The sequence below is a fragment of the Bacteroidia bacterium genome (genome assembly GCA_037045145.1).
GTDB lineage: Bacteria > Bacteroidota > Bacteroidia > AKYH767-A > OLB10 > OLB10.
Map to the genome: position 1 here is coordinate 486,934 of JBAOIA010000012.1, position 23,457 is coordinate 510,390.

Sequence of the window (23,457 nt, forward strand, 5' to 3'; positions counted from 1 at the left end):
AAGAGCTTTATAATAAACTATCCACCTCACTCTTGAGCGATAGAATTGCTGCTCCGGCAAAATTATTACCTGCTGATGAACGCTGTAAAATAATTTGACTTAACAAAATTGCCTTTTCTGTTTTATCCATTGAGTCTGCTGCAAGATTTACAGTTGCAATAATGTCATCTTTTGCTTTTGTAATTAAAGACCAACTTTGTATAGAAACATACACCTGCTGACTAACATTATGTTCATACTCTTGACGAATGGCAGCAAGCAAATCAACCTGAAGATCGCGAACATTCATTCCGGGTTGCAAAATTCTGAATAATATATTTTCAGGTTGAATTCGCTCCAGAAAAACAACCATCCTCTCTACAGCCTGAAGTTTTAATGGCAACATGTCTTTTTGTATCAGCCGTCTTGCTTCAAGAAGCTTAAGTCTGTAATCGCGCTCTAACATATTTTTAATGAGCATATACATACCCCCTGCAACAATAAATGTTGGTGCAATGATGATGAGTGCTGTGGTTAAATTATCAAAGTTCATTTTAAAATCCTATATTAAATCCACCGAAAAGTGTTGTTGTTTTACCATTCTTACCATAATAAAATGGTGCAGTATAAACGTTTGCCATAGCACCTTTATTATTATTGATTTTAACCCCTGCAGATAAAAAAATATCGTTAAGCAGTTCGTATTTTACATTCAAATCAAGTGATGTAAATTCATACTCCTTTGTTTTTAAAAATGGCAATCCCAGTCCTGATTTGTCTTTTCCTGTATAGGGATAAACAGGACCAACGGCTGCGGATGTGTATCCTGCTGAAATGTACAAACCTGATATTGGCATACAACGTGCACCAAGATATATTTCCTGGGCATTATCACGGAGATAATGTCCCATATTAAATCTATTTGATTCATAGGTTGTAGTATTAACAAAGTGTCTGTACGTAACTGGATTTGTTCTTGTATATTCGGCAATAATAGTAGCTGATGTATAAAACGGTAACATCACAGCAGTGCCTGCTTTTAGGCTGTAAAAATTTGAATGTTCATCCTTATCCATCATTCGTCCAAACGCAATTTCATCAACAAATAGTGAGACATAAAGGTGAGTATATTTAATATTGTGTGAACTGATGTTAAAAAACAGTTGTGAGTTTTGACCTGAATAGTTACTACCCTGCCCTGTCTTACTATGATCAAGTGATTTAAAAAACATAAACGGAATAAACATAGCAACTTCAAGCTGATCACTATATACAATAGAGTTCCCAAAACTGAAATTGAATTGTTTAAAAGGTTTTACGGTAAACATGTTAGCTGCAAAATATTTCGAAAAATAAACCTCTCTGTGATTAGGTGGATTACTCGAAAAATAGGCTGCAGAATCATCCTTAATTTCAGAATATAGCCACCCATGAAAATAGTTAAACTCAAACCATTTCTTTGGATTTAGTTTAAGTTCTAATCGTGCAAATGATGGCGCTTTTGTTGAAATAATATTTGCTCCATGATTATTGCTACCCCATTCAAAATTATCTTTTACTACCCCAACATGCCCCCATTTCCATGCATAGGCAATGCCTCCACGAGTATCATCAAAACTGCCACCTCGTTTTGGCGAGCCAACAGCACCTTTGTATTTATAATTATATCCTGGAAGGTCATTCAGAAATTTACTATCGGCAACAGCTCTGCTATCGGTATAGTCACGGTAGCTTCCAAAAATACTAAGGCCTTTTCCTAGAGTAGCCCAGAATTCGCCACCGGCATACTGACGATACATATTGTCATTTTCATTTTTAAAATAACTGAATCCACCAACAGGATTAACTGTAATATTAAAAGTTGAATCTTTAAAATAAAACAAATCCAAACGCTTTCTAAATCCTTTTCCCGTAAACAATTCCTTATTAAAGTCCTTCAAATAAAATGCAAGTTGCTTTTGCTGTGTGGCATTTAGTTTTTCTTTTTGAGCTTCGGCTGTTTGCAAGGCCTCGGCAATTTGTTTCCTCGAATAAGGTTTTATTGCATCATTAAGCGTGATGATATGCAGATTTGCCAAGTCGTCTAGGAAATCATAAAGCGGTTTATTGAATACTGACTGCGGCACATACTGTGCAGAAGAATCCAACCGGACTGCGAATATCAGAATCAAAATAAAAATCAAACGACTTACCTTCATAAAAATTAAAGCTATGATTGCGCAAAGATGAAAAAAATAACTAAAGGAATATCGGGTAACTATTTACTTCTGGCTCGCTTGAAAAGGATGGTATAAAACACCATCAAAAAATAGCGAATATCAGTAAGGAATGGGTTTTTCTGATAGGCTTTTAAATAGCGCATTTCCGAATCCATAATTTCTTCCATCGTTTTAGGAAGGTCAACATAGTATGGAGGAATAAGTCCGGGTTTAAATTTTTTGCGCATCTCCTGCAACTCTTTTGAATAAAGACTCAAATAATGTCTGCTCAACGGGCGCACACCTACAATTTTTAAATCGCCTTTGAACACATTCAATATCATTGGCAACTCATCAATCCAATATTTACGAAGCATCCGACCAACACGGCTCACTCTGAAATCGTCTTTAAACTTACCTCCTTCCTCGAGGTTGTTTTTTTCATAAATATACTCCTGTAGATATTCAGCATATGCATGCATTGTCCTGAATTTGTAAACGCTGATAATTTTTCCTCCTTTACCAACACGTTTCATCGGATATATTATTCCATAACTTGGGTCTTCATCATAAGCAGGCTCACGAAATTTTTCTGAAACAATATAAAGCCGGTTGCCTATATAGCGCTCTTCTAAAACTCTAAATCCACATGAATAGAGTCTTCCCAACATTTCTGTCTTAGACAACACACGATTATGTCCCTTTGTAACTGCATAATAAATCTGTTGTGTTACAGGAAGTTTTGGAAATACTCGTTTAAAAATAAAATCAAAGAAATAGTACAGTTTATTCAAATATGGTGGATATTTCTCCATCAGTCGTTGCTTACGCAAGTCGTTGGTTTCGACCTTACTGATAAAAATACCCCCCACTGGCAGCTTGGCATTTATTGCTTCGAACTGTTTATTGATAAAATGAAAATTATTGACTCTTTTAAAGTGGATAATTGCATGGTAAAAATCATCAGCTAACTGACTTGCATCATCATGATTGTTTACAGCAAATGTGAAACAATCACTTCGCGCTGTGTCAACATATTTCTCAATAAGATTAATGACAAACCTTTCATTGTGGACATCGTTTTTGGCTTTTGTTGCCAATACTGCATCCATTTCAGCAAACTCTTCTAATTGCAAAAGTTTTGCCTCAGTGCTATCGGTTTTAAAAATCAATACTTAAAAAAGTTGAAAAATGTTAAATAATTCGATTTTGGTTTGCTAAGATAAACACGAATTTCAGATTACGCAAGTGTTTTCTTTAAAACATTTCAAACACCATCTTAACATTACTTTATAACTGTTTACTTATTAATTCGCTAACAGTTTAATCATAAATTGGTTTAAATCAATACATTGGCTAAGCATTTTACTTCGTTTATCCTGCCATTGCTGTTTTAAGTCCTGTTGATTTAATAAAGATTCTATGTGGGTCAACATGGCGTCTGCATTGTTTGTTTTAAAACCAAACGTCAATGCAAACTCTTTTTCAAGTTCTTCAAGATAGCTAATCTGTCCAACAAAGTCATTAAATCTAATAGCAGGTGTTCCTAAAACTGCCGCTTCTGCGGCCATAGTCTGGCTATCGCCAATATACATCTGTGCAAAGTAAAGTGCATCATGAATATGCAGAGGATTTATAGCAATGCGATATTGCTCAAACTGTGGTTCCAGTTCACGTTCTGAGGTTATATAAACACGGCCATATTTAGAAAGTATGTTTATTAATTTCTCAGCAATTAAAGTATTTATCCCCTTTCGACCTTCGTCATGATGTGCTGTGAGTTTTGCAAAACGAAGAATAAAAAAAGGTGCATTACCCAAATTTTTTATATTTTCTCTTTGGGGAGAAAAATGTGCCGGATGCAGATAGGCCAATTCATGATAACCTTTATAACCAATTTTTTTATGCTCCCATTTACCCACACTGCAACAATGTGGTGCAAGAATATTTGTCGCCCATGGGTAAGCCAATTTAGCAAACCATGGAACAACCTCTGCATCATCTTCGTTAACAACAATACTTCTGATGCCGAGTAATTTCCCAACATGTGCAATTTCAGCAGATGTACCCATCATTATATGTGGTTTAAAACGTAAACATATTTTATAAAACTGAAAATCGCGTTTAAGTAATTTTAAAGCAATGGAGAGTTTATCATCCCGCCTGCCTTCAGGATTGATATTGATGTATTGCATGCCCGCATGTCTGAGCAAATCTTCAAGAATATCTTTTTTCTTAATGAGGATTTGCACTTCGTGGCCTGACTGCTTCAATGCAATAATAGTATTTTTAAACAAATGAAAATGGGCCGGATGACCCATATAAAACAAGTAGCGCATTATTTAAATCAGATGCCTTTAATTAATGTATTAATTTTTTGTTCCAATTTTTTACTGACTGGGGCAACAGGCAGTCTGAAATAATTCTGACAAATCCCCATTTGTGATAATACATATTTAATACCTGATGGGCTACCTTCTGCAAATAATAAAGGTATTAAGTCAAGAAGTTGATAATGAAGCTTACGTGACTCCACAATCTTTCCTTGCAGTGCAAGCCGAACCATCGTGCTGAACTGCTTTGGGTAGGCATTGGCAATTACAGATATTACACCATCTGCACCGGCAGCAATTAAAGGCATTGTTATGGCATCGTCACCGGAAATAACTAAAAAGCCTTTGTTTCTATTTTGAATCAGATACATAATTTGCTCCATGTTACCCGAAGCTTCTTTTATACCAATGATATTTTTGTATTTGGCGGCAATTTCCAGAGTTGTTTGTGGTAAGAGATTACTGCCTGTTCTGCCAGGTACATTATAAAGGATTATAGGCAACTTAGTTGCTGATGAAAGTGTTTTGTAATGCTGCACGATGCCTGCCTGACTTGGCTTATTGTAATATGGAGAAACCGAAAGTATGGCATCTGCCATACTTGCATCAATGTGTTCTAATTCACGTGCTGCTTCAAGAGTGTTGTTTCCACCTACTCCATAAACAACAGGAGTTCTTTTATTACCGACTTCGCCAATAAACTTTAAAATATCCTTTTTCTCTTCTTTCGTTAACGTTACCGATTCACCGGTAGTTCCCATTATTACTAAATATTCAACACCACCTTTAATCACGTGATTGACTATCCTGCCAAGTGAATCAAAATCTGTTTTACCGTTTTTTAAGAAAGGTGTTACCAATGCAACACCAGTACCTGTGAATTTATTCATTTATCGTGCCCAATATGTTTGAGGTAATTATTTACATGGTCTATAAACTGTGGTAAGGTTACCTGGCCATTAACACTTATCATAAAATCATAAAGCCCTGCATATCCTTTTTCATAGCGCCCGATTTTAAACCCTGCCTTAGTTGCAGCACTGATATATCTTAACGGCATACAACGATCTACATTAAGGCATATCAAATAATCAAAATCCAGATTGACAAATTTGGATATCATTGGATGCGAAGGCTTGAAATGCCAGTTAAGATTTTTCTTAGTGAAAAAATCTAGACCAAGTTTTGAAAAACGCATTGGCGGAAGTTCATTACCATCGTAATATCCAAGTGCAAGAACATCTTTCTTGAAATCGTCACGAAGATGTTTGACATAGGCCTTTACAATTTCATAATTTCGCTCAACGGTGGCGTCATACAAAATACCTATGGTGCGGGCGTTGCCAAAACTAGTAGTCCGCGGCTGATGATGCTGACGTTGCAATTCTCTGTAAAATAAATAGCTTGCAGCTTTTTGTTTTATTGCCTTACCTATTTTCATTGAAGCATATTTAAGAAATCGTCTTCTGAGATGATGTTAATTTTAAGTTTCTCTGCTTTCTCCAGTTTGGCTGGTCCACAGTCGCTACCTGCAAGCAGGTAACTTGTCTTTGCACTGAGCGAGCCGGAAACCTTTCCTCCATTAATCTCAATTGTTTCTTTTAGTTTATCGCGTTCAAATTTCTGAAATACTCCTGTAATCACAAAACTCAATCCTTTTAATTTTGTGCCTGCCTCCTGCATAGCAGCCGCATCAAGTTCAAACAACAGTCCTGCCTGCTGCAGTTGCTCTACCATTTTAATGTTAGCCTCGTGATGAACAAAGTCAAAAATACTTGATGCAATTTTATCGCCAACTTCCGGTGTCTGCACTAATTCTTCCAATGTGGCCTGACTGATTTTAAAATATGAACCAAAATGACGTGCTAACTTTTTTGCTGTTGTATCACCAACAAATCGAATTCCTAAGGCAAAGAGTAACCGTTCAAAAGGAACTTTCTTGGATTTTTCAATTGCCTCCAACAAATTACTTACTGTTTTCTCTCCCATTCTTTCAAGTTGCAGCAACTGCTCGGATTTAAGTTGATATATATCGGCAACATTTTTTAATAAGTTGGCTTCTACCAACTGGTCAATTGTTTCAACACCAAGTCCATCAATATTCATTGCCTTGCGTGAAGTGAAGTGCACCAATCGTCCTTTTATCTGCGGTGGACAACCGTTTTCGTTTGGACAGTAATGGTTAGCCTCCCCATCCTGACGGATAAGCTCTGTACCACATTCAGGACAATGTGTTATGTAATTGACCGGCAGTGCCCCGTTTTGTCGCATTGAAATATCTATTCCGGTAATTTTAGGTATAATCTCTCCTCCTTTCTCAACAAAAACGGTATCCTGCAGATGTAAGTCGAGTTTCAGAATCTGATCGGCATTGTGTAGTGAGGCACGTTTTACAGTTGTCCCCGCCAATAAAACAGGCTTTAAATTAGCCACCGGTGTAATGGCTCCTGTACGCCCAACCTGATAGACAACATTTGTAAGAATAGTTGTAGCAGATTCCGCTTTGTATTTGTAGGCAATAGCCCATTTGGGCGACTTGGCAGTAAAGCCTAACTCTTCTTGCTGACGGAAGTTATTTACTTTAATAACGATACCATCAATATCAAAAGGCAATGATTCTCTTTTTAGTTTCCATGCTTCAATAAATATCAATACCTCGTTTATCGAATTGCAAAGCCTATAATGCTCAGAGATTTTAAATCCCCATTGTGCAGCCATTTTAAGTCCATCATAATGTGTGGAAAAATCAAAATCGCCATAAAGAGCATAGAGAAAACAATCGAGTTTACGTCTGGCAACTTCGCTGCTGTCTTGTAGTTTAAGTGTACCGGCAGCAGAATTTCTTGGGTTTGCAAAAGGTGTTTCGCCAATATCTGCACGTTCATTATTAATTCTTTCAAAAGTCTTTTTATCGAGAATGATTTCACCTCTGATTTCAAAAGTTTCAGGAAAATTGTTACCCATGAGACTTAGTGGAATTGAGCGGATGGTTCGGACATTGGCGGTAACATCATCGCCACGAACACCATCACCACGTGTCACAGCCCTAAGTAGTTTACCCTTCTGATAGGTCAGTCCAATGGCTACACCATCAAATTTCAACTCGCACACATATTCAAAATTGTCGCCAACTATTTTTCTGATTCTTTCATCAAAATCACGTAATTCCTCTTCTGAATAGGTGTTACCCAGCGACATCATTGGATAATTATGAGTGACTGTTTCAAACTCTTTAGAGATAGATCCACCAACTCGCTGTGAAGGTGATTCCGGAGTCAACAACTTAGGAAATTGCTTTTCCAGTGCTATCAACTGTTGCAACATCACATCAAACTCATAATCGCTGATGACGGGCTGAGCCTTTACGTAGTACAAATAATTGTGGTGGTTAAGATCAACAGTCAACTGATTAATCTTTTCTGCAGCTTCTTTTTCAGTTATTGTACTCATACTCCTTTATGTTGCAAACATAAGAATAGTTGCATAAAATGTTTCTGACATAAAAGTTAAAATATTCTTCCGAAATTTGTAATTTTAGAATTCTCATTTGAAATCAGATGAACAAACCATTACATCAGTTTTTCACGGCCGATCATCATCGTCTGGAAAAACTATTAGACCAAGCAATTATTACAATCCATGAAATAGACATGAACTATTATATGCCTTTTCGCTCAGGTTTATTACGACATATTAAAATGGAAGAAAACATTTTGTTTCCGGCAGCAAAAGCTATTGACATGATCAAAATGCAAGAGATATTACCGCAATTCCGACTGGAACATGGTGCATTGACAGCATTAATGGTTCCGCCACCTACAAATGATTTAATTAAAGTAATAAAACATATTCTCGAAAAACATGACTTTGAAGAGGAGAAACAAGGAGGGCTTTATGATATATGTGAGTCGCTAACACATGCCCAGACGCAGAATTTATTGAAACAACTTGCAAACACACCTGAAGTTCCACTGCATCCTCCCAATCCAACACCGTTTGCATTTGATGCTGCAAAAAGAGCATTGATAAGAGCAGGGTATGATTATGATGTTATTGTTAGGTAGGAAAGTTATAATATTTGTACGATGGAATGTTTTGAAAGTAAAAAGAGTTGTACTTGAAGTGATTGAAAATTACAAGCATTACAGCAATGACTCAATTAGCTTTTTTAACTGTGGATCAGATGGGCGTGCTGCATCAGCCTCAATTATTTTGCCTTCTTTATCAAGTAGTATAAAATGTGGAATACCTTTTATATCATATTCTTTTAGAAATGGTATTTCCTTATCAGGTGCAAAAAGTTGTGTTCCTTGCAATTTGTTTTCTTCTAAGTATTTCTTCCAGCTTTCTTGCTTATCCCAAGTACAAATTCCAATAAAAGCAATATTCTTTCCTTTTAAGTCTTCTTGAATTTTTTTCATGAAGGGCATTTCGGCCTTACATGGACCACACCATGTTGCCCAAACATCAATATAGACAACCTTACCTTTGAAGTCGCTCAACGAAAAAGTCTTTCCTTTAATATCCTGAAGAGAAAAATCAGGTGAAGTATTACCTTTCTGTAATTTACTCAATAACGCATACTTTTCATCTAAGCTTACTTGCACATCTTTGTCAGAAACCAATTTCTTTAAAGCAGCATAAGAAACTTTCAAATCATCTCCACGCTTGAGACCATCTTCGGCAACCAAACTTACTAAACTATTTCTAACCAAAGCACTCTGCACCCTTTCCAAAACGGCATTTGAAAATTCCATTAAAAAATTCTGAGTAGAATCTTCTCGAATCTGTTTAAATGCTTGTTTGGTAAAATAATCTGACAATAATTTCAAATAACGCTCATTCTGTACTGATGACTCATCATTAAAATTTAAATTTTTAAAAACATCAGGATAACTTTCAGATACTTTAAATTCATTATCATGAGTTATATATCTATGATACATTTCATAACTTGCTATGTTATCCAACCGGGCAAACTCAATGTCTTTTTTTTCGGCAGCAGCAAATTCTTTGTCTAAAACAAATCCTTTTAGCAATTCAGTTTTAAGGATAGCAGCGGAATCAACGGTTTTTAAAAACTCTGTTTCATCATAACGACAAATCACAGTCATATTATCTAATATCTCTAACTTCTCTTCTAAAAGTATTTTTTGAGCTAAGTAGTTGTTTTCATTTTCTCCAACACCCTTGTATTTTACCGATTCATCAAACATTTTGGTGTCAAGTGTAAAATAAAGTTTATCATCCGGTTTTAGGAAAGCGTCAGTAAACTCATCGCCATGCGTAATTTTATAATAATCTCTCTTCAACTTCATCGTGTCGGAAAATGACCCATCTTTATTTAAATAAATAATTATACTCTTCTTTAAGTTATCGCCAGATATCATAATTGAATCTGATTTCGGATTTGTTATTTTTCCGGAAAGAATTACGTTTTGTGCATTGCAAATAGAAACTGTTGCTGCCAAAAATAATGTAAGTATTATTTTCATTTTATAGAGTTTTTATAATACAAAAATACTTATTAATTCATTTCACAAGTTCATACAAACAATCATTCCGACTGATTAAAGAAGAATAGAATTCACAAATATCAATTACTGATAAATCAATTTTATGGTTTGCTTATATCCATCAGTAGAAATCAATTGAGCAAAATAAACACCTTTTGTGGGTAATGATGGTGTGATTGTTATTTTTTGTGATGCATCACTATTGAATGATGTCTGATAAACTACCTGCCCTAATGGATTAAATATTTTTATTGTTGATAGTTGTTTCATTGCATTTATCTGAAAAGAATGATTAAAAGGAATTGGATAAATAGTGCCTATTTGTGAGTTGTGTTCATTGATTGTAAGAAAACTACAACCAAGCATGGCTGCAAATCCATCAGCACGGCCATATCCCCAACTATTGTTTGGTATTGTACCTATAACTAATGAATCAACCATTGCATTTTGTGTAATGCAATTTTTAATTTCCTGCCATGATGCATTTGGATAGCGTTGAAGAATTAACGCAGCAATGCCGGCAACAACAGGTGATGCTGTAGAAGTACCTCCATCTCTAATATGCATACAGCCTAATGCCTTACTGGTGACAGGAAGATTGGGTAACACATTATAAGCACCTGCAGCAATAGACATTCCACCGCTGGCACAAATTTCAGGTTTGAGACGTGCATCACGTGTAGGACCATGACTACTTTGAGGGGCCAATGTTCCGGGAGTATAGTTGGTTGTTGAAACAAAAAGATTGTTGGTGCAGTCCATATAAGTCATCCTGTTCTTATGTTCTCCAACAGTTATTACTTTGTCGCTACATGAAAAACTACTTACGATAGTCTGGTCATAATCGGGTGCAATATAATTTACTATTTCAGGAAACTGTTGTGGTGTTGGCAGTGCTGAAGATGGTGTCATCTGAAAACTCCATAAATCAAACTTTCCGGTTTGTGTTGAAGAAAGTCTGAAGCGATATTGAGTACTGTCCGGAATAATATTAAAAATCATACTGTAACGTCCGTTGGCAAGTGAAGCAAAACGCTGTACAAGCGCAATACGGCTTCCTGAAACACCCCATAACGTATCAGTCCTAATTGTTCCCAAGTTTTGAGAAACCGTATAATAGTTCCCCATTGTCTGAAGTTCATAACCAGAGGTTACATTATCTGCACCAATTGCAAATTTCATCTGCGCAAAGTTTGCTACATCAGCCCACATTTCTAAATAAATAGAATTGCCATAGGCCGGGTTATAGCTAAACCATGTAAACGATGTATCACTAGAAACAGCATGTGAGTGCTGTACATGAATGGGGATGTTTCCTGCATTACCTGCAGCACATACCAACGACCTGCCGTTACGTTGAGAAATGAGATTGGAGATTGCCTGAGCCTGCAAGTCCTTTCCGTCATGAGAGCCATAATAAGTTCCGGCACTGATATTAATTACACATGGCTTATTAAGTGCAAAAGCTTTTGAATAAATATAATTTACAGCATCAGCAACTGTGGTTAACCAATCATTGTCTGAAAGATTCCAGTTTACACATACAGAAATAATATCAGCAGCAGGTGCCACACCTTTATGGTCGTTCAATGCAAGTCCATTACCGGCACCCATACCGGTGACATGTGTGCCATGTCCGTTACTGTTATCTACATGAGTTGAAGCATTTCCTGCATCAATATCAGCTGCTGTAAATTCAGTTCCGTAATTATAGGGCATTGGTGCATTTCCCACCGTTAAATTATGGTCCCATATATATAACACACGTGTACTGCCGTTAGTATGTTTAAAATCTGGATGCGTAAAATCAATTCCTGAATCAATAAAACCCATAACTACGCCATTGCCATCATAACCCTGTGGCAAAGGAGCCATACCATTCTGGATAGGATTTATGTTGTTACGCACACGCATAGAATCATCCAGCGCAACAAGTTGCATTCCATTGTCTTCAACAGCCTCAACACCATGTAATGCTATCAACCCATTAACTGCACCTAATGGCAAAATCATTGAAACAATGTTTCCTGCAACAAACTTTACTTTGCCACTATTCTGTAGAACATAGTTCTGAATAATTCCAACATCGCCTTGGGCAAACAACGATAAAGGACGTGTGAATGAATTAGGCCCGGCCAACTTCTTTGCCAGTGAAAAATTCATCTTACTCAAATCTTGAGCGAATGCTCCTTGAAGAATGAAGATTAAAAAAAACAAGCAGTAAATTGGTTTCTGTTTCATTACTTTTTTATTAGTCAACAATTTTAAGCAATATTTTCTGTTATGATTATGAGGAACAACACAATTATCAACAAGTTTACGGCAATATGTTTTTTATCCCTAATATTTAAAACTAATAAAAGATATGTTAACATTTTCAAAAATTGAATCAAAATTTCGTAATGAAATGATAAGTTTGCAGCCCCGTACAAAAAATTTATGTTCAGAAAATACACGCTCTTTTTACTTTTATTTCTACAGATTCAAATATTAAACGCTCAGGATAAATCAACCCGATTTACAATTAGTGGCTACGTTAAAGATGCATCCACCGGTGAAGCATTAATTGGCGCTAATGTATATCTCCGTGAAACTATGAAGGGTGTTCAGACCAACACCTACGGTTATTATTCTATTACAGTCGATGGAGCTGACAGTATTACACTGATGAGTTCATTTGTTGGATTTAGTGACTTCCTTCAAAAAATGAAACCTGCAAAAGATGTTAGATTAAATATTAATCTGCGTAATAAATATATAGAAGCACAAGAGGTTGTTATTACTGCAAAAAAAGAAGATCAGAATGTAAACAGCACACAAATGGGCACCGTTCAACTTGATGTTGAACAGATTAAAACCCTACCTGCATTTATGGGTGAAGTTGATATTTTAAAAACCATACAACTTTTGCCGGGAGTGCAGTCTGCAGGGGAAGGAAACACAGGATTTTACGTTCGTGGTGGTGGCCCCGATCAGAATTTGATTTTATTGGATGAAGCATTGGTTTATAATGCATCCCATTTATTCGGTTTTTTTTCAGTGTTCAATTCTGATGCAATCAATAACGTTTCGTTGATTAAAGGTGGAATGCCTGCAAATTACGGTGGGCGACTTGCATCTGTACTTGACATTTCTCTTAAAGAAGGAAATAACAAAGAATTTAAAGTTGAAGGTGGATTAGGACCAATTGCATCCAGACTTACATTGCAAGGGCCAATCCAAAAAGAAAAATCATCATTCATTGTATCCGGAAGACGAACATTCATTGACTTGTTTCAACGTCCACCGTTTGTAAAAAAAGGCTCAAACGCTGCTAATAACACCTATTACTTTTATGATTTGAATGCCAAAATAAATTATCAGCTTTCTGATAAAGACAGACTTTTTTTAAGTGGATATTTTGGAAGAGATGTTTTCAACTTTAAGAGTGCCGACACAGGATTTAAGTTCAGAATCCCCTGGGGTAATGCAACTGCAGTTTTACGCTGGAACCATTTATTCAGTGATAAATTATTTGTGAATACTTCAATTATTTTTTCTGATTACAAATTTGCTTTTAACGCCAAACAGGAAAGTTTTAGTTTCAATATTTTTTCAGGCATCAGAGATTATAATGCAAAAGTTGATTTTAACTGGTTTCCGATTATCACACACAATATTAAGTTTGGCGTAAATTATACCTACCATCGTTTTACACCAACGAGTGCAGAGGCCAGTCAGGATTCAACAGACTTTGATCTTGGCGGAGTAAATCGTCTATATGCTCATGAAGCCGCAGCCTACATTAATGATGATTGGACTATTAGTGATAAATTGTCTGTAAGTGCCGGCCTGCGTTATTCATTATTCGACTTTACAGGACCTTTTACACGCTATGTTAAAAATGAAGATAATGAAACTATTGATACTATTTTTTATAAAACCAATGAAACCGTTGGATTCTACCACGGACTTGAACCACGTATATCTGCTAAATATTCTTTGGACAAAAACTCATCCATAAAAGCATCCTTCACGCAAAACTATCAATATGTTCATTTAGCATCGTTTACTTCGGTAACGCTGCCTACGGATGTTTGGGTTCCAAGCAGCGATAGGGTAAAACCACAAGACGGGAGATTGTATGCAGCCGGGTATTTCAGAAACTTCCATCAGAATATGTTTGAAACATCAGTAGAAGTTTACTATAAAACCATGCGTAATCAAATTGAATATCGTGAAGGGGCGCAGGCTGATGATGATGTAAAAAATAATACCGATAACAATTTTGTTTTTGGTAAAGGCTGGAGCTATGGTGCTGAATTTTTTATCAAAAAAGCAAAAGGAAAATTAAATGGATGGGTAGGTTACACACTTAGCTACACCGATAGAAAATTTCCGGACATAATGAATGGAAAAACATTTCCTGCAAAGTATGACAGACGCCACGATATTTCTGTAGTAGTGTCTTATAATGCAAGCAAACGTTGGACATTTGGTTTAACATGGGTTTATGCAACAGGTAATGCCACTACCCTGCCTGTTTCAAGATACTTCATGTTTGGACCATTGGATTTACAAGGTGTTGTTTCGAGCGGATTACCTAACATGTCAAGCGGACAAATTTATGATGTCTATGGCGACAGAAATTCGTACAGAATGGCAGCTTACCATCGTCTGGATTTATCTGCAACATATATCAAGAAAAAGACTAAACGTTTTGAATCAAGTTGGAATTTTAGCATTTATAATGTTTACAGCAGAATGAATCCATATTTTATATATTTCAACAATGAAGTAGATAAAGAAACAGGTGAATTTCAAATTCAGGCAAAACAAGTTTCGTTGTTTCCAATTATTCCTTCCGTAACTTATAATTTTAAATTCTGATGTACATGAAAACAAATCATCTAAAATCATTTGCATTAATTTTAGCGGCAACAATATTATTCAGCTCTTGCGAAAAAGATATTACCGTAAATCTCCCCAAACAAAAACAACAATATGTTGTAGAGGGATATATCGAAAATGGATTACCTGCCTATGTCATGCTTTCTAAAACTGCTGATTATTTTTCGCCTGTTGACTCTGCAGCATTGCAACAATACATGGTTAAAAATGCTATAGTTATTATTTCTGATGGTGATATTACAGATACACTTTTACAGGTTGATCCGTCAATCGGCTACTTTTATTTTTCACCAAAAATTATTGGGCAAACAGGTAAAAACTACACATTACGAATCATTACACCCGATAATGATGTACTCACTTCTGAAACTAAAATGCTACCTGCTGTTCCATTAGATAGTGTTTGGTTTAAAATTCAGGAAGGAAAAGACTCATTAGGTTATGTTTGGGCTCATTTAAAAGATCCTGACACTTTAGGTAATTGTTACCGATGGTTTGCTAAACGTTTAAATAAAGATAAAATGTTTATTGCACCATCTGGCTCTGTGTTTGAAGATAAATTTATTAACGGAAAAGCTTTTGACTTTGCTTATAACCGAGGACACTTACCCAACAGTACAGCACTTGAAGATGAGAATGAAGAAGCAGGATTCTTTAAAGCCGGTGATACCATAATGGTAAAGTTTTGCACCATAACACAAGAAAGTTACAAGTTTTGGCGTATGGCAGAATCACAGGCCGGAAGCAGTGGTAGTCCATTTGGTTCGCCTGCAGTCTTTCCTACAAATATAAAAGGTGGCATTGGAATTTTTGAAGCGTTTAACCCAAGCTTCTATACGGTAATTGCAAAAAAGCCTGACTAAGCCTTAGCCTATTTTATTAATTTACCTGCCAAACGCAGCAAATGTATTTCAGTAGTTTTGTTATTATACTGTGCATTTACCAACCGCACTAAAGCATTGTACAAGCTTTCCTGCGATTGATTCAACTGTAAAAGATTTGCACTGCCAAGGCGATAGCTGGCAAGATATACACTTGCATTTTCACGGGCGGCAGCAGTATTTTCCGTTTCTAATGTAAGAATCTCCTGCGCTTTTTGAAATGCATTCCATGTGCTACTTAAATCAGCAATTTGGTTTGTTCGTGTTTGCTGATATTCAATTTGCGAATTGATGTAATTCAATTTTGTATTGCTAATTTGTCTCGAACTATTGAAACCGTTAAACAAATTATAACGTGCAGAAATTCCAAACTGCGGACCATTGGTTCTGTTCAAAGAAAACAATCCTGCATCGTTGCGACTTTCATTATAATAATATCCTGCAAGACCTGTAATTACAGGCAATCGTAACCCTTTCATTGAATTAAGTTGCAAACGATTTACCTCCATATTCAGTTTGCTTGCTTGCAATGCTGTGTTTTCCTGTAGGCCATTTATCAAATCACTTATTGCCGGCATAGCCACAAATGTAATTGTGTCTTCAGTTTTAAGTAATGTGTCAGCAGAAAATTGTAACAAACGATTTAACGCAACCATTGCATTATAAACATCTGTTTCTTTATTCAACTTTTGTGATAGCATTGCATTGTAATCTACCTTTGACTGTAAGTAATCCAACTTAGATGCTGAACCAATTTTATATTTACTATCTGCAATCTGAAGTCTGTCTGCATAAAATTTCAAGGTTTCATTGATGCTTGACAATAACAATTTTTCTTTTACAACTGTAAAATATGTTTTACTCACATTCTCAATCACATCTTCAATCATTGCCTTCAGTTGCTCTTTTCCTTGTTTTGAGAGTGCGGTATTCTTATTATACTCAGAAAACATAGTAAGTCCGTCAAAAAGCACCCACTCCAATACTGCACTGCCGGCAACTGTAGCCTGGCCTGCATTTTGTTTTTCAGTAGATGTGCCATTGCTCAACTCTTGCAACACATTGTTATTAGCCTTAACATAGCTACCATTCAAATTAACCTGCGGTAACATGCCTGCATTACCTAATGTTGCATTGTTGTTGAGAATTGTGCTTTGATTTCGGGCAATACGGATTGAAAAATTATCACTAATCGCTTTTTCAATAGCCTGTTGCAACGTGAAAACCTGTTGACATTGTGCCTGTACAAAGAAAAAACAAATCAATACTGTTAACCGAGCCTTAGTCATAACTTTCCTTTTCTTTTTTTCGTGAAAAAACAGAATACATTGCAGGAATAATATACAAAGTAAATATAAGAGCGAAAAGCACACCACCAACAATTACTATTCCCATTGACATACGGCTCTTTGCTCCTGCTCCTAAAGCTAATGCAATGGGAAGTGCGCCTAATGAAGTTGCAAGGCTGGTCATTAAAATTGGACGAAAACGAGAAACAGAACCAAGAATAATTGCCTCGCCACGTTCAACTCCTTTTTCACGGAGCTGATTGATAAATTCAACTATCAGGATTCCATTTTTTGTTACAAGACCAATGAGCATGATGATACCAATTTGGCTGAATATATTTAATGTCTGATTAAAATACCATAGTGAAATTAAAGCACCACAAATAGCAAGCGGAACAGTAATCATAATTATAAATGGATCAACAAAACTTTCGAACTGTGCTGCCAATACTAAATAGATTAATATAATTGCAAGCACAAAAGCAAACCAAACATTAGAGCTGCTCTCGGCAAAGTCGCGTGATGGTCCGGTTAAATCAGTTGAAAAACTTTCATCAAGCAAACTGTCGCCAATATGTTTCATTTCATTAATTCCGTCACCTATGGTATAGCCGGGTGCAAGTCCCGCAGATATGGTTGCAGACTGATAGCGATTGAAATGATACAACTGTGGCGGACTACTGATTTCCTTTATGTCTATTAAATTATCAAGTTGAACAAGGCTCCCACTATTTGTTTTGACATAAAGTTTAGAAAGATCGTAGGGCACATCACGATTTTCGCGATCTACCTGTCCTATTACCTGATATTGTTTTCCTTGCATAATAAAATATCCGAATCGCTGTCCACTAAATGCCAATTGTAGTGTTTGTGCAATATCATCAACCGACACTCCTAATGCATTTGCTTTAGCTCTGTCAATGGAAACATTCAGTTCCGGTTTATTGAATTTAAGATTGACATCCACCCCCTGAAATACCGGGCTTTTGTTTGCTCTATCTAAAAATGAAGGCACAACCTCTCTTAGCTTATCGAATTCCTGATTTTGAAGAACAAATTGAACAGGTAATGCACTTCGTGATCCACCTGCAGACAATGATTGTTCCTGCAGAACGAAAACTCTGGCATCAGTCATTTTGCGTGTGATTCCCGAAAGTTGATCTGCAATTTCTTGTTGTGAACGCTCACGTTTGTCTGGTGTAGAAAGTACAATTCGTGCAAAGCCTGAATTTACTGCTCCTGCACCTGTAAATCCTGGCGCAGTTACTGTAAGCAATCCCTTTTTTTCCGGAATTGAATCTTCAATTACATCAGAAATTTTCACAATAAAATTGTCTGTATATTCGTAAGAAGCTCCTTCCGGTGCTGTAATTAAAAGCCTCAGCCAGTTTCTATCTTCCAATGGAGAAAGCTCACTTTGCAAACTTCTGCCTAAAACAAAAATTAATACAATGGCCGAACCTAAAATTGTCCATGCGCGCCATCTTGCTTCCATGAACCACTTTAGCGAATTCTCATAAGCACTATTCATCCGTTGAAAAAAAGGTTCTGTCTTTTCATAAAACTTAGAATGCTTTTTATCCTTCCTCACTAATCGCGCATTTAGCATTGGCGTTAATGTTAGTGAAACAAATGCAGAAATGAGTACGGCACCAGCAATGACTACACCAAACTCTCTGAAAAGGCGTCCTACAAATCCTTCCATAAAAACTACAGGAAGAAAAACTGCTGCTAAGGTGACTGATGTGCTGACAACAGCAAAAAATATTTCTTTAGTTCCTTCAATGGCTGCCCTGTTAGGAGAAAGTCCTGCTTCAATTTTTTTATAAATATTTTCAGTAACCACAATTCCATCATCTACTACCAGTCCTGTTGCAAGTACTATGGCCAAAAGTGTGAGTACATTTATTGAAAATCCTGCTATGTACATTATAAACATAGCTCCAACCAACGACACCGGTATATCTATCAATGGGCGTATGGCTACAAGCCAATCACGGAAAAACAAATAGATTATGATAACCACAAGTGTAATTGCAATGAAAAGTGTTTCTTCCACTTCAGTAATTGACTTCTTTACAAAAGATGTATTGTCGAGTGCAATTCCAATTTTTATATCTGAAGGAAGATCAACTTTTATTTTGTCCAATCTTTTATAAAATTCATCTGCAATTTCGATGTAATTACTTCCGGGTTGTGGAACAAGAGCAATTCCCACCATTGGAATACCAGATTCCCTTAAAATTGTTTCTTCATTCTCAGGTCCTAATTCTGCAAGGCCAACATCTTTAAAACGAATTAGTTGATCACCACTATTAACGATAATCATATTATTAAAATCGTCTTCGCTATGCAGCTGCCCCGTAGTTCGAACAACAAGTTCAGTATTGTCACCGGCAATTTTTCCTGCAGGCAATTCAACATTCTCCCGATCCAGTGCATTCTGAATATCCTGAACAGTGAGCTTATATGCTACAAGCTTATCAGGATAAATCCTCAAACGCATTGCGTATTTACGCTGTCCCCATATTTGCAGGGTACTTACTCCAGGTATGGTGATAAGCTGCTGACCAATTACATTCTCTGCATAATCACTTAAATCGAGTGTATTTCTTGTATTACTTTGAACTGTGAGTGAAATGATGGCGTCAGCATTAGCATCAGATTTGGTTACAACCGGTAACCCATCAATATCTCGTGGCAAAGTACGTACAGCCTGTGAAACTTTATCTCTAACGTCATTGGCTGCTGCTTCGAGATCAGAATTTAAATTAAATTCAACTGTAATATTACTTGTTCCCTGGCTGCTTGTTGAAGAAATTGATCGAATACCCTGAATACCGTTAATTACTTTTTCAAGCGGTTCCGTTATCTGCGACTCTATAATATCTGCATTTGCACCGGGATATGAAGTTCTTACATTGATTATTGGCGGATCAATAGAGGGATACTCTCTGACACCAAGAAAAGTATAACTGATGATACCGAATAGCAGTATCACCAAAGACATAACTATGGCAAGAACGGGACGTTTTACACTTAATTCACTCAGATCCATATACCTACTTTACCTCACTGAATTTTATATCACTTCCTTTTCTAACCTGTAATATTCCCGTTGTCAGCACGGTATCTCCCACAGTCAATCCCGAGATAACTTCTACCTTATCCGGTGTTCGTTCACCTGTTTCAATAATTTTTTCTTCTGCCTTACCATTTTTACTGATAAAAACTTTTTTGCCTTTCAAAATCGGAATTACAGCTTGAGTAGGTATTAGAATTGCATTCTCGGTGATTTTAAAATCAACCTGAATGTGAGCAAAAGAACCCGGTGTGAGTGAACGGTCGCTGTTTTCAGTAATTGCACGAAGGCGTACCATCCTTGTTGAAGGATCAATCATTGGATTAATTGCTGATATTTCTCCTTCATATTCCTTCTTAGTTACATCTGTCGTAAATTTGATTTTCATTCCCTTACTTATATAAGGAAGGTACTTTTCAGGAACAGTAAAATCAATTTTTAATGGGTTAACCTGATAAACTGTTGCAATTACACTTGAAGAATTTATATAATTCCCAATACTGATATCTCTGATTCCTACAATTCCATCATATGGTGCATAAATTTCAGTCTTGGTTATCTGCAGATTCAAATAATCTATTTCTGCTTTCTGAGTGGCAGCTTCAGTTTGTGTCTCTTCTACTTCCTCTGTGCTAACCCCTCCTATTTCCAACAGTTTTTCCTGTCGCTTTAACCGGTCTTGAGTTTGTTTTAATACCGCTGTACTTTTCGAAAGATTCGCTTTCAAATCATCATTATAGATCTGTATCAGTAACTGGCCTTTTTTGACCGGCTGATCATCTTTAAAAAATATTGCAACAATGCGTCCTGAAATCTCTGCACGTAAGTCTGTTTGCTCGTAAGCATTAATAGTTCCATTAGCCTTCAAATTGTTTTCGAGAGGTTGAGAACGGACAATAAACCCGGTAACAGGAACTACAGCAGCATTTGCTTTGCCACCAAATTTTGATGTTTTGACTCCCGGGAAAAATATCAGCTTAACAGCAATTAATCCGGCAATGACTAATCCTATTAATAAAAATCGTGATGCTTTCATAAATTCTTAAAAAGGAATAAAAGGCACAAAAATATTATTTTATTTTAGCTTTAACTATTTCAACTGAGAACAATCTATAAACTTTAGCATATCTTCAGTAAAAAACATTTTCCGATGAGTGTTTATCACACACCAAAAGAAAATCTCACTCAAAGAATCGGAAAAGTTGTCGTTAGTTACAGTACGATAAAGACATTTTGACTTGTTAAATCTATCATTCATGCCACTCTTGTCATAAAAAAGGCCATGGAATTGAATTTGATGTATGCTGTTTACATAAACAATTAAAATAAAACAAAATGACACTCATTAAATTTAAAAACGAACCGGCATCAAGAATGATGGACCGCTCACCAATGTTCAGTGATTTGTTTAACGACTTCTTTGATGGTGTGATTAGCAACAACATCACTAAATCATTCAGTCCTTCTGTAAACGTTAAGGAATCTGATCACGAATTTAAACTTGAACTTGCAGCACCCGGATTAAGCAAAGAAGATTTCAAAATCAACATTGAGAATGACATGCTAAATATCAGTGCAGAGAAGAAAGAAGAACAGGCCACACAGAGCGAAAAGTACACCCGTAAAGAATTTTCGTATGCAAGCTTTAAGCGTACTTTCACTTTGCCTGAAACTGCTGATAGTGAAAAAATTGCTGCACAATATGACAACGGTGTAATGACTTTAGTAATCCCTAAAAAAGATGAGGCAAGACCAAAGCCGTTGCGTGAAATAAAAATTTCATAATTTAATTTGGTTTATTTTTAGTGGTAAATCCTCCTGTTAAAATTTGCAGGAGGATTTTATTTTATACTAACAATGAAAAAATAACTCCGGCTAGAATTACAGCCATTTTAATAAAGTTAAAACGATGGTTACTATCACTTTCAAATAAGATAGTGGTGCTAATATGCAGAAAAATTCCAATCACAATTGCCATAATTTTATTAAACCATTCAGCCATCAAAGTGTCACCAAGATAAATACCAAAGATTGCTCCAGCTGGAGACATAGCGGCAAAAACAACTAATGAAAAGACAGACACTGTTTTAGAAACACCTGAATTCATCAGCATACTCATCAGTGCAAATGCAACCGGAATATGATGCATAGCAATTCCCATCATGAGCGATTGGCGCTGCTGAGCTTCTGCCATAGGTACACCTTCAAAAAATGCATGAATACATAAACTTATCATCATAGATAACGGAAAAATTGCATGTTGTTTTTGCTCATGTAAATGAATATGCCCGTGTTCAATTCCTTTTGAAAAATATTCAAGTATAATCTGAAATAAAAAGCCGGCCATAACATAAATACCCATGGATTTATCGCCCTGACTAAAAACTTCAGGTACTAAATGTGTGATGGTTATACCAAATAAATACGCTCCGGAAAATGCAAGAGACAATTTTAATAATGTGTCATTACTTTTATTTAATAAAAAATAAAGTAATCCACCGCCAGTAATAAGAAGAAATAAGATAATAAATGATGCCGTCATTGAGGTTTTTGAGTTATAAAAATCATTCGCTCACTACTATTCTCTTCAAATGGATTCAAAGAATAATCTCCAAAGATATGTCTTGTTATCAAGCCTACCCCTTCAAAGTGTTTAAGAAATGTACTTTGTGAAATAATTTGTACCGATTCTGTAAACTTAAAGTTCTTTCCTGAATCATTAAACTGAATGGTCTTTTCAATGGTATTCCCATCTGAGTGCTTATTTATTGTAAATTCAATTCCATCTACTTGCTTTGTATGTTGCTGTTGCGAGGTGCTTTTGATAAGGTTAGGATTAAAAAAATCAAGAATAAAGTAACCACCGGGTTTTAATGACAATGATGCTGTTCGTATAGCTAAATGATTGTCGTGTTCTGAATTGAAATATCCAAAACTGGTAAATAAATTCAACGCAACGTCATAACAATTAGTCCTGAAAATTTCGCGCATGTCGTGGATATAAAACTCAAGATTTTGTCTCTCAAACTGTTTACAGTATTCAATGCTTTGTTCCGACAAATCAAGGCCTGTAACATAAAAACCCTTATCTGCAAGAAATATGCTGTGGCGCCCTTTGCCACATGCAATATCTAAGATATTTGATTTTAATGGCAAATGGATTTGCTCCAAAAGATTATCCAAAAAATACTCTGCTTCCTGACTATCTCTATCCTTGTAAAGAATATGATAATAAGGCGAATCGAACCACGACTGAAACCACTTTTGCATAAAATAATTTTCTTTCTTC

18 protein-coding genes are annotated in these 23,457 nt (G+C 36.1%); 4 read left to right on the top strand and 14 right to left on the bottom strand.

The genetic code is table 11. The features are described 5' to 3' along the window. Positions 1-7: 7 nt before the first annotated feature. The 7 genes from V9G42_11480 to ligA form a co-directional block, all read right to left on the bottom strand. The gene (locus V9G42_11480; protein MEI2760040.1) at positions 8-532 is read right to left on the bottom strand and encodes a hypothetical protein; all 525 of its coding nucleotides are present in this window, start codon (positions 530-532) and stop codon (positions 8-10) included. A gap of 1 nt (position 533) precedes the next feature. Continuing rightward, positions 534-2,177, bottom strand: a complete 1,644-nt coding sequence (locus V9G42_11485; GenBank protein MEI2760041.1) for a hypothetical protein — start codon at positions 2,175-2,177, stop codon at positions 534-536. A gap of 59 nt (positions 2,178-2,236) precedes the next feature. After that, a complete protein-coding gene (locus tag V9G42_11490) occupies positions 2,237-3,349 on the bottom strand; it encodes a sugar transferase (GenBank protein ID MEI2760042.1) in 1,113 nt (370 codons plus the stop codon). A gap of 135 nt (positions 3,350-3,484) precedes the next feature. Beyond that, a complete protein-coding gene (locus tag V9G42_11495) occupies positions 3,485-4,516 on the bottom strand; it encodes a DUF354 domain-containing protein (GenBank protein ID MEI2760043.1) in 1,032 nt (343 codons plus the stop codon). 8 nt (positions 4,517-4,524) lie between these two features. Further along, a complete protein-coding gene (dapA, locus tag V9G42_11500) occupies positions 4,525-5,400 on the bottom strand; it encodes a 4-hydroxy-tetrahydrodipicolinate synthase (protein ID MEI2760044.1) in 876 nt (291 codons plus the stop codon). Further along, the gene (locus tag V9G42_11505) at positions 5,397-5,951 is read right to left on the bottom strand and encodes a hypothetical protein (GenBank protein ID MEI2760045.1); all 555 of its coding nucleotides are present in this window, start codon (positions 5,949-5,951) and stop codon (positions 5,397-5,399) included. Before V9G42_11505 ends, dapA begins: the two co-directional genes overlap by 4 nt. After that, positions 5,948-7,960 carry an NAD-dependent DNA ligase LigA gene (ligA, locus tag V9G42_11510; GenBank protein MEI2760046.1) on the bottom strand — a complete coding sequence of 671 codons (2,013 nt, stop codon included), beginning with the start codon at positions 7,958-7,960 and terminating at the stop codon, positions 5,948-5,950. Before ligA ends, V9G42_11505 begins: the two co-directional genes overlap by 4 nt. A gap of 107 nt (positions 7,961-8,067) precedes the next feature. On the opposite strand from ligA, the gene V9G42_11515 reads away from it, so the two are divergent. After that, positions 8,068-8,574 carry a hypothetical protein gene (locus V9G42_11515; protein MEI2760047.1) on the top strand — a complete coding sequence of 169 codons (507 nt, stop codon included), beginning with the start codon at positions 8,068-8,070 and terminating at the stop codon, positions 8,572-8,574. A 78-nt stretch (positions 8,575-8,652) separates the two neighbouring features. Here V9G42_11515 and V9G42_11520 read toward each other — a convergent pair whose 3' ends face one another. Both V9G42_11520 and V9G42_11525 read right to left on the bottom strand, forming a co-directional pair. After that, the gene (locus V9G42_11520) at positions 8,653-10,005 is read right to left on the bottom strand and encodes a TlpA disulfide reductase family protein (protein MEI2760048.1); all 1,353 of its coding nucleotides are present in this window, start codon (positions 10,003-10,005) and stop codon (positions 8,653-8,655) included. Between the two features lie 105 nt (positions 10,006-10,110). Further along, complete coding sequence (locus tag V9G42_11525; protein MEI2760049.1) at positions 10,111-12,189, bottom strand: S8 family peptidase; 2,079 nt, start codon at positions 12,187-12,189, stop codon at positions 10,111-10,113. Between the two features lie 276 nt (positions 12,190-12,465). Here V9G42_11525 and V9G42_11530 point away from each other — a divergent pair, with 276 nt between their 5' ends. Further along, complete coding sequence (locus V9G42_11530) at positions 12,466-14,895, top strand: TonB-dependent receptor (GenBank protein MEI2760050.1); 2,430 nt, start codon at positions 12,466-12,468, stop codon at positions 14,893-14,895. Positions 14,896-14,900: 5 nt separating this feature from the next. Further along, the gene (locus V9G42_11535; protein ID MEI2760051.1) at positions 14,901-15,779 is read left to right on the top strand and encodes a DUF4249 domain-containing protein; all 879 of its coding nucleotides are present in this window, start codon (positions 14,901-14,903) and stop codon (positions 15,777-15,779) included. Positions 15,780-15,787: 8 nt separating this feature from the next. Here the strand turns inward: V9G42_11535 and V9G42_11540 are convergent, their stop codons facing one another. The 3 genes from V9G42_11540 to V9G42_11550 form a co-directional block, all read right to left on the bottom strand. Further along, the gene (locus V9G42_11540; protein MEI2760052.1) at positions 15,788-17,014 is read right to left on the bottom strand and encodes a TolC family protein; all 1,227 of its coding nucleotides are present in this window, start codon (positions 17,012-17,014) and stop codon (positions 15,788-15,790) included. A gap of 64 nt (positions 17,015-17,078) precedes the next feature. Beyond that, positions 17,079-20,144, bottom strand: a complete 3,066-nt coding sequence (locus V9G42_11545; protein ID MEI2760053.1) for an efflux RND transporter permease subunit — start codon at positions 20,142-20,144, stop codon at positions 17,079-17,081. Positions 20,145-20,148: 4 nt separating this feature from the next. Beyond that, complete coding sequence (locus tag V9G42_11550; GenBank protein MEI2760054.1) at positions 20,149-21,204, bottom strand: efflux RND transporter periplasmic adaptor subunit; 1,056 nt, start codon at positions 21,202-21,204, stop codon at positions 20,149-20,151. A 299-nt stretch (positions 21,205-21,503) separates the two neighbouring features. Here V9G42_11550 and V9G42_11555 point away from each other — a divergent pair, with 299 nt between their 5' ends. After that, the gene (locus tag V9G42_11555) at positions 21,504-21,953 is read left to right on the top strand and encodes an Hsp20/alpha crystallin family protein (GenBank protein ID MEI2760055.1); all 450 of its coding nucleotides are present in this window, start codon (positions 21,504-21,506) and stop codon (positions 21,951-21,953) included. A gap of 61 nt (positions 21,954-22,014) precedes the next feature. Here V9G42_11555 and V9G42_11560 read toward each other — a convergent pair whose 3' ends face one another. Next, complete coding sequence (locus tag V9G42_11560; protein MEI2760056.1) at positions 22,015-22,710, bottom strand: ZIP family metal transporter; 696 nt, start codon at positions 22,708-22,710, stop codon at positions 22,015-22,017. After that, positions 22,707-23,438: a class I SAM-dependent methyltransferase gene (locus tag V9G42_11565; GenBank protein MEI2760057.1), complete on the bottom strand. Its 732-nt coding sequence runs from the start codon at positions 23,436-23,438 to the stop codon at positions 22,707-22,709. Before V9G42_11565 ends, V9G42_11560 begins: the two co-directional genes overlap by 4 nt. Positions 23,439-23,457: the final 19 nt, after the last annotated feature.